10 protein-coding genes and 3 pseudogenes are annotated in these 12,123 nt (G+C 71.3%); 8 read left to right on the forward strand and 5 right to left on the reverse strand.

The features are described from left to right. Positions 1 to 13 precede the first annotated feature (13 nt). Positions 14 to 1,609, forward strand: coding sequence for an alkaline phosphatase D family protein (locus JM949_RS15515; RefSeq protein WP_309232169.1), 1,596 nt, complete (start codon positions 14 to 16; stop codon positions 1,607 to 1,609). Between the two features lie 102 nt (positions 1,610 to 1,711). On the opposite strand, the gene JM949_RS15520 is transcribed toward JM949_RS15515, so the two are convergent. Further along, complete coding sequence (locus JM949_RS15520; RefSeq protein WP_203149181.1) at positions 1,712 to 2,116, reverse strand: YjbQ family protein; 405 nt, start codon at positions 2,114 to 2,116, stop codon at positions 1,712 to 1,714. Positions 2,117 to 2,473: 357 nt separating this feature from the next. On the opposite strand from JM949_RS15520, the gene aceE reads away from it, so the two are divergent. Both aceE and JM949_RS38570 read left to right on the forward strand, forming a co-directional pair. Beyond that, entirely contained in the window at positions 2,474 to 5,212 is a 2,739-nt protein-coding gene (aceE, locus tag JM949_RS15525) for a pyruvate dehydrogenase (acetyl-transferring), homodimeric type (RefSeq protein ID WP_203149182.1), read from the forward strand. A gap of 256 nt (positions 5,213 to 5,468) precedes the next feature. Continuing rightward, a complete protein-coding gene (locus JM949_RS38570) occupies positions 5,469 to 5,600 on the forward strand; it encodes a hypothetical protein (RefSeq protein WP_255545596.1) in 132 nt (43 codons plus the stop codon). 209 nt (positions 5,601 to 5,809) lie between these two features. Here JM949_RS38570 and JM949_RS39735 read toward each other — a convergent pair whose 3' ends face one another. After that, positions 5,810 to 6,022, reverse strand: coding sequence for an SRPBCC family protein (locus tag JM949_RS39735; protein ID WP_203149183.1), 213 nt, complete (start codon positions 6,020 to 6,022; stop codon positions 5,810 to 5,812). Positions 6,023 to 6,209: 187 nt separating this feature from the next. Between JM949_RS39735 and JM949_RS15535 the strand changes: the two are divergent. From JM949_RS15535 to gltX, 3 genes and pseudogenes are all read left to right on the forward strand, one after another. Then, positions 6,210 to 7,558 (forward strand): annotated as a pseudogene (locus JM949_RS15535) (GH1 family beta-glucosidase). Next, the gene (locus JM949_RS15540) at positions 7,555 to 8,844 is read left to right on the forward strand and encodes an MFS transporter (RefSeq protein WP_203149184.1); all 1,290 of its coding nucleotides are present in this window, start codon (positions 7,555 to 7,557) and stop codon (positions 8,842 to 8,844) included. Before JM949_RS15535 ends, JM949_RS15540 begins: the two are co-directional and overlap by 4 nt. Before the next feature lie 51 nt (positions 8,845 to 8,895). Beyond that, positions 8,896 to 10,305 (forward strand): glutamate--tRNA ligase, encoded by a 1,410-nt coding sequence (gene gltX / locus JM949_RS15545; RefSeq protein ID WP_309232170.1) that lies wholly within the window; start codon positions 8,896 to 8,898, stop codon positions 10,303 to 10,305. 63 nt (positions 10,306 to 10,368) lie between these two features. On the opposite strand, the gene JM949_RS37090 is transcribed toward gltX, so the two are convergent. Next, positions 10,369 to 10,503, reverse strand: a complete 135-nt coding sequence (locus JM949_RS37090) for an LPXTG cell wall anchor domain-containing protein (RefSeq protein WP_238433224.1) — start codon at positions 10,501 to 10,503, stop codon at positions 10,369 to 10,371. Here JM949_RS37090 and JM949_RS37095 point away from each other — a divergent pair. Beyond that, on the forward strand, positions 10,496 to 10,651 hold the full coding sequence (locus JM949_RS37095) for a hypothetical protein (protein WP_238433225.1): 156 nt from the start codon (positions 10,496 to 10,498) through the stop codon (positions 10,649 to 10,651). The genes JM949_RS37090 and JM949_RS37095 overlap by 8 nt on opposite strands. Before the next feature lie 58 nt (positions 10,652 to 10,709). On the opposite strand, the pseudogene JM949_RS37100 reads toward JM949_RS37095, so the two are convergent. After that, a pseudogene (locus JM949_RS37100) lies at positions 10,710 to 10,883 on the reverse strand (copper resistance protein CopC); the annotation flags it as partial. 359 nt (positions 10,884 to 11,242) lie between these two features. On the opposite strand from JM949_RS37100, the gene JM949_RS15555 reads away from it, so the two are divergent. Beyond that, positions 11,243 to 11,893: a hypothetical protein gene (locus JM949_RS15555; protein WP_203149185.1), complete on the forward strand. Its 651-nt coding sequence runs from the start codon at positions 11,243 to 11,245 to the stop codon at positions 11,891 to 11,893. A gap of 33 nt (positions 11,894 to 11,926) precedes the next feature. Here the strand turns inward: JM949_RS15555 and JM949_RS37105 are convergent. Then, positions 11,927 to 12,123, reverse strand: a pseudogene (locus JM949_RS37105) (hypothetical protein); the annotation flags it as partial.

Below are 12,123 nucleotides of genomic sequence, written 5' to 3' on the forward strand. Positions count from 1 at the left end.
CGCGATCGGCGCCGTGGGCGCGGTCACCGGGCTGCCGGCGGCGGCCGGCGCGGCGGCGGGCCGGCCGCTGGCCTACCCGTTCACCCTCGGTGTGGCCTCCGGCGACCCCGACCACGACGGGTTCGTGTTGTGGACCCGCCTGGCCCCGCAGCCACTGGCCGAGGACGGCCTCGGCGGCATGCCGGACCGCGACGTGCCGGTGCACTGGGAGTTGGCCGCCGACGAGCGATTCCGGCACGTGGTGCGCCGCGGGGTCGCGGTCGCCCGCACCCGCTCGGCGCACAGCGTGCACGTGGAGTTGGCCGGCCTGCTGCCCGGACGCGAGTACTTCTACCGGTTCCGGGCCGAGCGCCACGTCTCGCCGACCGGACGCACCCGCACCGCCCCGGCGCCGTGGACCATGCCAGCCGCCCTGGCGATGGGCTTCGCCTCCTGCTCCCAGTACGAGCACGGCTACTTCACCGCCTACCGGCGGCTGGCCGAGACCGAGCCGGAGCTGATCCTGCACCTGGGCGACTACCAGTACGAGTACGCCCCGGACACGTACAACGTCCCCGGTGGCAACCCGCGTGACCACGAGGGGCCGGAGACCCGGACACTGGCCAACTACCGGCAGCGGCACGCCCAGTACAAGACCGACGCCGACCTACAGGCCGCGCACGCGGTGGCGCCGTGGGCGGTGGTCTTCGACGACCACGAGGTGGAGAACAACTGGGCCGACGAGGTGCCCGAGGCGCCGGACGCCGAGTTCCTCGCGCGGCGGGCGGCGGCGTTCCAGGCGTACTACGAGAACATGCCGCTGCGGCGCACCTCGATTCCCCGCGGCATCGACATGCAGCTCTACCGGCGGGTGCGCTGGGGGCGGCTGGCCACCTTCCACATGCTCGACACCCGGCAGTACCGCGACGACCAGGCCTGCGGCGACGGCTACCGGGACTGCGCGGCGGCATCCGACCCGGCCCGGTCGATCACCGGGGCCGAGCAGGAGGCGTGGCTGCTGGACGGCTTCCGCCGCTCGGACGCCCAGTGGGACATCTTGGGCCAGCAGGTCTTCTTCGCCCAGCGGGACAACAACTCCGGCCCGCTCACCGTCACCAGCATGGACTCCTGGGACGGCTACGTCGCCTCTCGGGACCGCATCACCCGGGGTTGGATGGCCGCCGGGGTACGCAACCCGGTGGTGCTGACCGGCGACGTGCACGCGCACTGGGCCAGCGATCTCAAGTTGGACTACGCCGACCCGACCTCGCGCACCGTCGGCACCGAACTGGTCTGCTCCTCGATCACCTCGACCGGTGACGGCGCGGACTCGCCGTCCGGCTCGCACCCGTGGTTCGCGTTCAACCCGCACCTGCGCTTCCAGAACAACCTTCGGGGGTACGTGCGCACCACGATCACCCCGGGGCAGCTCACCGCCGACTTCGACGTGCTGCCGTATGTCAGCCGCGCGGGCGCGCCCGCGTACACCCGGGCCTCGTTCGTGATCGAGGACCGGGTGCCCGGCCTGCACCAGACGGCGGACAACCCGCTCCCGTCGGCGCTCCGCGGCGCCGCGCCGTCCGTCGACCCCGGTCAGCAGACCGTCGACCAGGAGACCGCCCGCCCGTAACCCGCCCGACCCGTCACGATCCGCGCACGGTGCCGCCCTTTCCCGCCGAGGAGGCGGTTGCGCGGGACGCCGCGCGGATCGTGACGCGGGCCGGCCGGGGCGTCAGCCGGGGAGGAACGAGAAGCGGACCTGGCGGATGGGGTTGTCGCCGTTGGTGTCGACGAGGCAGATCGACTGCCAGGTGCCGAGCGCCAGCCGTCCGTCGAGCACCGGCAGGGTGGCGTACGGCGGGACGAACGCTGGCAGCACGTGGTCCCGGCCGTGGCCGGGCGAGCCGTGTCGGTGCCGCCAGCGGTTGTCGGTGGGCAGCAGCGCGTCGATCGCGGTGAGCAGGTCGTCGTCGGAGCCCGAACCGGTCTCGATGATCGCCAGGCCGGCGGTGGCGTGCGGCACGAAGACGTGCAGGAGGCCGTCGCCCGCGCCGGAGACGAACTGCTGGGCCTCTGCGGTGATGTCCCGGACGGTCGGTCGGGTCCCGGTCTGGACGGTGATCACGTCAGTGCGCATAGCTCGCATTCTGCCGCAGCATACGGTTCGGACCCGCCGCTACCGCCACCGGAACCGCCGCCACCGCCACCGGAACCGCCGCCACCGCCACCGGAGGCGACGCCGACCGGGTCGGCCACCGAAACCCGCGACCTCAGCAATGATCATTGTCGCGGCGACCGCGACATCGCCCCTCTTCGTGGTCCAGACGGGAGAAGTCGCGGGGAACCGCCGACGATCCGAACCGCCGTCGCGCTAAGTTACTGGTGGGTACCTGTGTTGCGCGTCGCGTCGGGGGCACCTAGACGTGACGACAGGTGCCACCAGGGGGCAGGATGGCGCTAGAGACCTATCCCACACACAACCGAGGGAACGCCTGTGGCTACGGAACGCAAGCGCCCGGTGATCAGCGACGGCCTACCGAGCCAGCTTCCGGACATCGACCCTGACGAGACAAGCGAATGGGTCGAGTCGCTTGACGGTGTCATCGACGAACGCGGTGCCAAGCGCGCCCGCTACGTCATGCTGCGCCTGCTGGAGCGGGCCCGTGAGCGCCAGGTCGGGGTTCCGCCCCTGACCACCACCGATTACATCAACACCATCACGCCGGAGCGCGAACCCTGGTTCCCAGGTGACGAGCACGTCGAGCGGCGCATCCGGGCGTACGTCCGGTGGAACGCCGCGATGCTGGTGCACCGGGCGCAGCGCCCGGAGATCGGCGTCGGCGGGCACATCTCCACCTTCGCCAGCTCCGCCTCGCTCTACGAGGTGGGCTTCAACCACTTCTTCCGGGGCAAGAACCACCCCGGCGGTGGCGACCAGATCTTCTACCAGGGCCACGCCTCCCCCGGCATGTACGCGCGGGCGTTCCTGGAGGGGCGGCTCAGCGAGCACCAGCTCGACGGGTTCCGCCAGGAGCTGTCCCACCCGGGCGGCGGTTTGCCCTCGTACCCGCACCCGCGGCTGATGCCGGACTTCTGGGAGTTCCCCACCGTCTCGATGGGTCTCGGCGGCCTGAACGCGATCTACCAGGCGCGGTTCAACCGCTACCTACAGCACCGCGGCATCAAGGACACCTCGCAGCAGCACGTCTGGGCGTTCCTCGGCGACGGCGAGATGGACGAGCCGGAGACGCTCGGCGCGATCGGCGTGGCCGCCCGCGAGGAGCTGGACAACCTCACCTTCGTGATCAACTGCAACCTCCAGCGGCTGGACGGCCCGGTCCGGGGCAACGGCAAGGTCATGCAGGAGCTGGAGGCGTTCTTCCGGGGCGCCGGCTGGAACGTGATCAAGGTCGTCTGGGGCCGCGAGTGGGACCCGCTGCTCGCCGCGGACACCGACGGCGCGCTGGTCAACCTCATGAACACCACCACCGACGGCGACTACCAGACCTACAAGGCGGAGTCGGGCGCGTACGTACGGGAGCACTTCTTCGGCCGGGACGCCCGGACCCGCAAGATGGTCGAGCCGCTCAGCGACGACGAGATCTGGAACCTCAAGCGGGGTGGGCACGACTACCGCAAGCTCTACGCGGCCTACAAGGCGGCCACCGAGCACACCGGTCAGCCGACGGTCATCCTGGCGAAGACCATCAAGGGTTGGACGCTCGGCTCGCACTTCGAGGGCCGCAACGCGACCCACCAGATGAAGAAGCTGACGCTGGAGGATCTGAAGACCTTCCGCGACCGGCTCTACCTGGACATCCCGGACTCGGCGCTGGAGGAGAACCCCTACCTGCCGCCGTACTACCACCCGGGCGAGAAGTCCGAGGAGCTGGCGTACCTCAAGGAGCGGCGCGAGCAGCTCGGCGGCTACCTGCCGTCCCGGCGGACCAGCACCAAGCGGCTGACCGTCCCCGGCCCGGAGCGGTTCGCCGACGTCAAGCGCGGCTCGGGCAAGCAGAAGGTGGCCACCACGATGGCCTTCGTCCGCCTGCTCAAGGACATCATGAAGGACAAGGAGTTCGGCAAGCGCTGGGTGCCGATCATCCCGGACGAGGCCCGCACCTTCGGTCTCGACTCGATCTTCCCGACCGCGAAGATCTACTCGCCGCACGGGCAGCGCTACACCTCGGTGGACCGGGAGCTGTTCCTGTCGTACAAGGAGTCGACCACCGGGCAGATCCTGCACGAGGGGATTAACGAGGCCGGCTCGGTCGCCTCGTTCACCGCGGCGGGTTCGGCGTACGCCACCCACGACGAGCCGATGATCCCGATGTACATCTTCTACTCGATGTTCGGGTTCCAGCGGACCGCCGACGGGCTGTGGGCCGCGGCCGACCAGATGGCGCGGGGCTTCCTGCTCGGCGCGACCGCGGGGCGGACCACGCTCAACGGTGAGGGCCTCCAGCACGAGGACGGGCACTCGCTGCTGATCGCCGCCACCAACCCGGCGGTGGTCGCGTACGACCCGGCGTTCTCGTTCGAGATCGCGCACATCATGGAGCACGGCCTGCACCGGATGTACGGGGACGCGCAGGAGAACGTCTTCTACTACCTGACGGTCTACAACGAGCCGATCCTCCAGCCGGCCGAGCCGGCCGGGGTGGACGTGGAAGGCCTGCTCAAGGGCATCTACCGCTACTCGCCGGCACCGCAGGTCGACGGCCCGAAGGCCAACGTGCTGGCCTCCGGCACCGGCATGCAGTGGGCGCTCAAGGCCCAGCAGCTGCTCGCCCAGGACTGGGGGGTGGCCGCCGACGTCTGGTCGGTGACCTCGTGGACCGAGCTGCGTCGCGACGCGGTGGAGGCCGAGGAGTACAACCTGCTCAACCCGGGCGCGGAGGCGAAGGTTCCGTACATCGCGCAGAAGCTGGCCGACGCGGACGGGCCGAAGGTCGCGGTCAGCGACTGGATGCGCGCGGTGCCGGATCTGATCGCCCGCTGGGTGCCCGGCGACTACACGTCGCTCGGCACCGACGGCTACGGCATGTCGGACACCCGGCACGCGCTGCGGCGGCACTTCCACGTCGACGCCGAGTCGATCGTGGTGGCCACGCTGCGGCAGCTCGCCCGCAGCGGCGCGGTGGAGGCCACCGTGCCGGCCGAGGCCGCCAAGAAGTACGCGATCGACGACGTCAACGCCGCCCCGGTCGGCGAGACCGGCGGCGACAGCTGACAGGTACGCGAAGGGGCCTGGCACGCGCTCGCGTGCCGGGCCCTCGTCTTTTGCGTACGCCCCCGCGCCCTCGCGCCGCCCACAGCTCTACGCGGCCCTCGCCCCCCGCGCGGCCCTTCGCAAGATCACGCTCGATCGTGGATGTAGTGGCCTCACGGACGGCCGAAACCACTACATCCAGGGTCGAGCACGATCTCCATGAGCGGCGGCGCGAGTCACGCGAGCCGCGCCAGGCGCGCGGACACCCTCGGTCCGCGTGAGCGCCCAGCGCGACCAGCACTGGCGAATCGGCGGTGGGCCGGCGTTCCTGGTGGGGACGCCGGCCACCGCGTCGCGGGTGACGCCGGGAGGGTGGGCGCTCGTCAGCCGACGGCGGCCAGGTCGGTGAGCCGGGCCAGCGAGTCCTCCAAATCGGCGCGACCCGCCGCAGTCCGAGGCGCAGCAGGGCCGCCTTGACCGGGCCAGCCGGCCAACGGACCACGATGAGCCGCACGATGGTCCCGCCCTCCTCCTCCTCGTCGGCGGTGAGCTGGACGTAGATCTCGGTGCGCGCCTCCGCACGAGCACCGGCACCCCTGGCGCGTTCCCGCCAGCCGATCAGCGTCGGCTCCTGGTAGGCGATGACCTCGGCCTCATGCGCCGAGCCGCGCCCCGCCTGGACCAGTTGTCGCCGCCCGAAGCCCTCTCCCGAGAGCACTTCGGCGCGCGGACCCCCGCCAGCCAGGCCGGCAACTGCTCGGCCCGCTGGACAACATCCCAGACCACTTCGATTGGCGCCGCCACGTGCGCACTGCGTTCCACGAGGATCATTTCCGTCTTTCCTCCGGTGAGGACATCACACGATATCGGCACTCTATGCGCTAAATCGGACTTACCTGGACGGGTTCGGAAAAAGACACGCCGATCACCCTTGCGTATTGCGCCAGGCCGGCCTATGGCGCATTCATCGAGAGCGCTTTAAAGTCCCGAACACGTTTCACGTTGACCGGGAGGGCGCATGTCGACCGCACCGATGCCCCAGTTCCCCACCGGCTTCCGCTGGGGCGTCTCCACATCGGCCCACCAGATCGAGGGCGCCACCACCACCGACGGACGCGCTCCGTCCATCTGGGACACCTTCGCGGGCTCCCCCGGGCGGATCAGCGACGGCAGCAGCGGCGCGGTGGCCTGCGACCACTACCACCGGCACACCGAGGACGTCGCGCTACTGGCCGGGTTGGGCGTCTCCGCCTACCGCTTCTCCATCGCCTGGCCCCGAGTCCAGCCCACCGGCGCCGGCCCGGCCAACCCGGCGGCCTGGACTTCTACGACCGGCTGGTGGACGACCTGCTGGCCGCCGGGGTCGACCCGGTGGCCACCCTCTACCACTGGGACCTGCCGCAGCCGCTCGAAGACGCCGGCGGCTGGCTGCGCCGCGACACCGCCGCCCGATTCGCCGGGTACGCCGAGCTGGTCGCCGCCCGACTCGGCGACCGGGTCCGACTCTGGATCACCCTCAACGAGCCGTTCATCCAGATGAGCCTCGGCTACGGCATGGGCGTGCACGCTCCCGGCCACACGTTGCTCTTCGACGCCTTTCCGGTCGCCCACCACCAACTGCTCGGGCACGGGCTCGCGGTCCACGCGCTACGGGCGCACAGCACCAGCCCGGTGGCGATCGCCAACAACTACTCGCCGGTGCGGGTGCTCGGCGACCAGGCCGCCGACCGGGCCGCCGGGGCGGCGTACCAGGCGCTGCACAACCGGCTCTTCACCGACCCGCTGCTCGGGCGCGGCTACCCGGAGCTGCCCGGCTTCGACCCGACCGTCGTGCACCCCGGCGACCTCGACACCATCGCCGCGCCGATCGACGTGCTCGGGGTCAACTACTACAACCCCACCGGGGTACGGGCGGCCGAGGAGGGCTCGCCCCTGCCGTTCGACCTCGTTCCGCTCGACGGTTACCCGCGTACCTCCTTCGACTGGCCGGTGGCCCCGGACGGGCTGCGCGAACTGCTCGGCTGGCTACGCGACACGTACGGCGCGGCGCTGCCGCCCATCGAGATCACCGAGAACGGCTGCGCGTACGACGACGCACCGGACGCCACCGGGCAGGTCGCGGATCCGGAGCGGATCGCGTACCTCGACGGGCACCTGCGGGCGGTCGCCGCCGCCGTCGACGACGGGGTGGACGTACGCGGGTACTTCGTCTGGTCGCTGCTGGACAACTGGGAGTGGGCCGAGGGGTTCACCAAGCGCTTCGGTCTGGTGCACGTCGACTACGCCACCCAGACCCGTACGCCGAAGTCGTCGTACACCTGGCTGCGGGACGTGATCGCGGCCAGCCGGCCGGGGTCGACGCGGTGACCACCCTCGACCCGACGCCGGCGTCGCTGCCGGCGTCGCTGCCGGCGGCGCTCGCCGAGCCGACGGTGCCGGTGCGGCGCGGCTGGATCGGTTTGATCTTCGCGGCGAACCTCGGCGTGTGGATGGCGTTCTTCACGCCCATCCAGGTGCTGCTGCCGCAGCAGATCGAGCAGATCGCGCCCGGCGACAAGGAGAACATGCTGGCCGTGGTCACCGGCCTCGGCGCGCTGGCGGCGGTGCTGGCCAACCCCCTCGCGGGCGCGCTCTCCGACCGGACCTGCCTGCGGGTGGCCGGCCGCGAGCTCGGTCGCCGGCACGTCTGGACCGCCGGTGGGGCAGTGCTCGGCGCGGCGGCCCTGCTGCTGCTGGCCCAGCAGCGAACCATCCTCGGGGTAGCCCTCGGCTGGGTCGCCGCGCAGGTTTGCTTCAACGCGATGCTGGCCAGCCTCAGCGCGGCCGTCCCGGACCGGGTTCCGGTGCGCCAGCGCGGCGGGGTCTCGGGTTGGGTGGGCATCCCGCAGGCGCTCGGGTTGGTGCTCGGCGCGGTGCTGGTCACCGCCGTGGTAACCGGCAACGCCGCCGGCTACCTGGCCATCGCGGTGGCCATCCTGCTGTTGTCGCTGCCGTTCGCGCTGCTCACCCCCGACGAGCCGCTGCCGCGTACGCACCGGCCGGTGATCCGGACGCGGGCGCTGCTGGCCTCGATGTGGATCAGCCCCCGCCGACACCCGGATTTCGCCTGGGCCTGGATCACCCGGTTCCTGGTCCAGCTGGGCAACGCGCTGGGCACCCTCTACCTGCTGTACTTCCTCAGCGACGGGGTGCGTTACCCGGACCCCGAGGGTGGCCTGCTGGTGCTGATCCTGCTCTACACGCTCGGCATGATGCTCACCGCGGTGGTCGCCGGCCGGCTGTCCGACCGGTCCGGCCGCCGCAAGATCTACGTGATCGTCTCCGGGCTGATCATGGCGGTGGCGGCGCTGCTGCTCGCGGTCGCGCCGGTCTGGCCGATGGCCGTCGTCGCGGCGTTGCTGCTCGGCGCCGGCTACGGCGTCTACCTCTCGGTAGACGCCGCGCTGATCACGCAGGTGCTGCCCCGGGCCACCGACCGGGCCAAGGACCTGGGAGTCATCAACATCGCCAACTCGGCGCCGCAGGTGCTCGGTCCGGCGCTCTCCGCCCCGCTCGTGGTGCACCTGGGCGGCTATCCCACGCTCTACGCGGTCACCGCCGTGGTCACCCTGGTCGGCAGCGCCCTGGTCGTCAAGATCCGTTCGGTCCCGTGAGTCAGGGGGCCGTGGCGGAAAGCGCTCGCCGCCCGCCGTAGGCTGGGGGACGTGACAGTACGTGTGCGCTTCGCCCCCTCCCCGACCGGTATGTTCCACGTCGGCGGCGCCCGCTCGGCGTTGCAGAACTGGATCTACGCCAAGCAGCAGGGCGGCGTGTTCGTGCTGCGCGTCGAGGACACCGACGCGGCGCGCAACAAGCCCGAGTGGACCGAGGGCATCCTCTCCGCGCTGGACTGGATCGGCATCTCCCGGGGCAGCTACGAGGGCCCCTACTTCCAGTCGCAGAACGCCGGAGAGCACCGGGCCGCCGCCGCCCGCCTCTACGACTCGGGCCGCGCCTACTACTGCGACTGCACCCGCGAGGACGTGCAGGCCCGCACCGGCTCGCAGTACCAGGGCTACGACGGCTACCACCGCGACCGTGGCCTCGGCCCGGGTCCGGGGCACGCGCTGCGCTTCCGGACGCCGGACGAGGGCGCGACAGTGGTGGTCGACCTGATCCGTGGTGAGCCCACCTTCGAGAACAAGCTCATCGAGGACTTCGTGATCGCCCGGGGCGACGGCTCGCCGGTCTTCCTGCTGGCCAACGTCGTCGACGACATGACGATGGGGATCACCCACGTGATCCGGGCCGAGGAGCACCTGCCCAACACCCCCAAGCAGCAGCTGCTCTGGGACGCCCTCGGGGTCAAGCCGCCGGTCTGGGCGCACGTGCCGGTGGTGGTCAACGAGAAGCGGCAGAAGCTCTCCAAGCGTCGGGACAAGGTCGCCCTGGAGGCGTACCGCGACGAGGGGTACCTCGCCGACGCGATGCGCAACTACCTGATGCTGCTCGGATGGGCACCCTCCGGCGACCGGGAGATCGTCCCCTGGTCGGTGATCGAGGACGAGTTCCGACTGGACGAGGTCAACCCGTCTCCGGCGTTCTTCGACGAGAAGAAGCTGCGGGCGTTCAACGGCGAGTACATTCGCGCGCTGCCGGTGGCCGAGTTCGTCGACGCCTGCCAGCCGTGGCTGACCGGCACCGGGACCATCGCGCCGCCGCCGTGGCAGCCGGAGGAGTTCGACGCCGACGCGTTCGCCGCCGTGGCTCCGTTGGCCCAGACCCGGATCGCGGTGCTCAGCGAGATCGTGTCGAACGTCGACTTCCTCTTCCTGGCCTCGCCGCTGATCGACGAGGCGGCCTGGACGAAGACGATGAAGGACGGCTCCGGTGAGCTGCTGGACGACGCCGTCGCGGCGTTCGAGGCGCTGGCGTCGTGGGACGCCGAGTCGTTGAAGTCGACGCTGGAGGCGGTCGGGGCCGAGCGTGGCCTCAAGCTCGGTAAGACCCAGGCGCCGGTACGGGTCTCTGTCACCGGCCGCACCGTGGGCCTGCCGCTGTTCGAGTCGCTGGAGGTGCTCGGTCGCGAGCGCACCCTGACCCGGATGCGCGCCGCCCGGCTCCGCCTGGTCTGACCCACTCGATCACGGGCTGCCCGGTAGCTCAGGAGCGCTCCTGAGCTACCGGGCAGCACCCGTTCATCGGTGCACGCGTCGACGGCGGAACACGAGGCCGGCGCCGAGAGCGGCGAGCAGCACCAGGCCGCCGAGCGCCCAGATCCACCAGCGACCGCCGGAGTCGGCCTGCTCCCGCACCAGCGGGGTGGTGGACACCGTCGGGCTGCCGGGTGCCGCCGACGCCGGCCCGGCTGAGGCCGAGGCCGAACCGACGGCGGACGCCGTCGCCGAGGGCGACCCGGCCGGCCCGGCGCCGTCGGCGCCGGACGGAGACGCGGACGGGTCGCAGCGGTGCCGGTGGTGAGGGTGAACCGCACCTCGCCCTTCACCGGGTGCCCGTCGGCGGACGCGAGCTGGTAGTTGACGATGTAGAGCCCGGCGGCGGCCGGCTTGAACGGCACCCGCACCCGGCTGCCGTCGAACGCCGGCGGACCGCCAGCGACCACATTGTCCGGACCGGTTATTGTGATCTTCGTCGTGGCCGGCGTCGGCTTGGCGAGGAACCGCAGCTCGATCCGGGCCGGTGCGGTCGTCACCCGGGCGCCGTCCCGAGGATTACTGCCGGTCAGCTCGTTGTGGGCGGCGGCCGCGTGGCCGGCACCAGAAACGACACACCGAACGCCACGCCGAGCACCACTGGCACGACCCGCGCCGCACGTGTAACCCTGCCCCCCATGAACCCCTCCGTAAGGGTACGATCCGCCCGCTGATCAAACGGCTCCTCGTTAGTCGAGCAGAGATCGCAGATAGTTCCAAATACTGTTCCGAAAGCTGCAACTCATCGACGTTCTGCGGAGTCTGTAGGGGTGGGCCCGAGCATCGGGTCGATACCGCATCGACAGGCCGGTCCGGACGTCACGACGAAGCCATCCATCGAACGGGGCGAGGAGGCGGGATGGTCCGACAGATGAGGCGGTTGGCCGCCGTGCTGGCGGGCACGCTGGCGGCGGCGCTGCTGTCGCTCGGCACCGCCGGCTCGGCATCGGCGGCACCGAAGCCGGCACCCGCCGGAGTGGACATCACCGGCGAGGGGCTGTCCGGGCCGCTACGGTTGCGCGCGGACACTCAGCCCGGCGGCGTGGTCGCGGTCATCGACCAGGTCAACTTCCTCGGCCGTACCGGCATGCCGACCGGCCCCAAGGCGGCCGACCTCGGTCCGAAGTACACGGTCGTGGTGCTCGCCGGCGAGACCGCCAAGCAGACCTACGACCTCTACCCCAAGGCGGTCGGGGGACCCCGGGTCTACCGACCGGCGAAGCAGCCGGACGGCCGCAAGACCAGCGCCGGTTGGTTCCTGGGTCGGCTCAGCATGTCCGAGACCCTGCGCACCGCCGGCGTGCCGCTGGAGCGGCAGTTCGACACGGTCAGCGGCGGCGTGGGCGGCGGCGAGCGCGTGCTCCCGGAGGACACCCTCGACCCGGCGAAGAACCTGGACGAGGCGCTCGGCGACCTGCAACGCCTGCTGTTGCTCAACGTCGGCGTGATGCTGACCATCACGGTCGGCCTCGCCGGGATCGCCCTGCTGATCCGCCGACGCACCCGCTGACCGCTGCTCAGCAGCGGCCGCCTGTAGCGGCGTTCAGCACCAGCGGCGTGGTGGGCGCTCCCGGCGGGTGACTCGCGGACGCGGCCGGACCGGGCCGTGCCGGTGCGCCCCGGCCCAACCGGCAAGTTCGCTGAGGCAACCACTTGGCGCGTCGGAGTCGGGCGCGGCGAGGCCGGCGGGCTCGGCGGAGCGCTGGCGCGGCAGCACGGGCTCGTCGTCCGGCCGGCCGG

It is taken from the genome of Micromonospora tarensis (assembly GCF_016803395.1).
Classification (GTDB): domain Bacteria; phylum Actinomycetota; class Actinomycetes; order Mycobacteriales; family Micromonosporaceae; genus Micromonospora; species Micromonospora tarensis.